The following is a 1,260-nucleotide window of genomic DNA, read 5'->3' as shown; positions in this document are numbered from 1 at the left end:
TCATGGATCATGAGACCGCGTGACGGGCTCAGCCGTGAGGAACAGGACCAGCTCGACGAGGTGCGCATCGCCTGCCCGGACATTGCAACCGCCTGTGACCAGGCCCGCGTCTTCGCCGGCCTGGTCCGCGACCGGCGAGGGCACCTCCTCGCCGACTGGGTCCGCGAGGCCGAGACCAACGGCTCCGGGCCTGTGCGGGGCTTCGCCGGGTTCCTGCGCCAGGACTGGGACGCTGTCTTCGCCGGCATGACGCTCGCCTACAGCTCCGGAGTCGTCGAAGGGCACGTCAACCGTTTAAGACGATCAAGCGGCAGATGTACGGAAGGGGTTCCTTCCGGCTCCTTCGCACCCGCGTCCTGCTGCGATCGTGACGGTCACAAGCGTCGCCTGCGGTGTTCATTGTGCAGGGCGGCGTTCGCCGTTGATCGACGTCGGGATACGGTGCGCGTGTATAGGGTTCACTGGCAGCATTCATCGAAACTTGTGGTGCAACGGATCTCCCATGCGTAGGTCCGCTTCATATCCCTGGGGTGACTGGCGGGGTGGGGGTCGGTCATTGTTGTAGTTCGCGGTGGCGAAATTATTCCGCCCTGACTGAAATTTAAAGAGCGCCATCAGGAGCACCTGGTGGAGTGAGATGCGGAGAACGGGCCAGCAGTGTAGCCACGAGGTGGTCCTGGAATTCGGCGTGCCTGAACTGATAGACCGGGCCAACGGCGCGCAGGAGGCCAATCCGGTAGGCGTCGCCGAGAAACGGCATCAGCTGCTTGGGAAACTCGCCGCGCGCGGCGAGATAGCGAGTGGCGACCCTATGGGCCAGCCAACGATCGCCGTCTTCAAGTCGCAGTCCCGCCAAGGCGAGGCAACCGAAGAACACTGCGCCGAGAGCTGCTGTACCTAGACCTCCTTCGGACCACCCCAGGACACTGCCGCTCCCCACACCGCAGACCACGATGCCCGTGAGTCGGATCAGTCCTGCGTCACGGTCCACCCGCCAAGAAACAAACGGCGTATTCGGCTGGCCCCTGCCCAGCTCCGTGGTGGTTTTCAGGAAGACGGGCCAACGGTCGAACAGCAGCCAACCGCCGTTAGCCCATTCGGCCAGGGCTAACACGAGAAACATCCCAATTAGGAACGGGATGGCGTGAAACAGGAACTCATCCAGTGTCATGGAGTCAGCCGCCCAGGAGGGCCAGGTGGCGACCCTCTCCCAAATTAGGCGCACCAAGGTATTAGTCACGTACAAGGCGATCCCGAGCA

2 pseudogenes are annotated in these 1,260 nt (G+C 63.0%); one reads left to right on the top strand and one right to left on the bottom strand.

Features of this window, described 5'->3' with window-relative positions:
- Window positions 1-510: pseudogene (locus tag ACZ5CR_RS45865) on the top strand (hypothetical protein); the annotation flags it as partial.
- Window positions 511-601: 91 nt separating this feature from the next.
- Here ACZ5CR_RS45865 and ACZ5CR_RS45860 read toward each other — a convergent pair.
- A pseudogene (locus tag ACZ5CR_RS45860) lies at window positions 602-1,260 on the bottom strand (hypothetical protein); the annotation flags it as partial.

The organism is Streptomyces sp. NPDC031274, from assembly GCF_055570235.1.
Note: the sequence above shows the minus strand (reverse complement) of the source record. Positions and strands in the feature narration are given on the sequence as shown.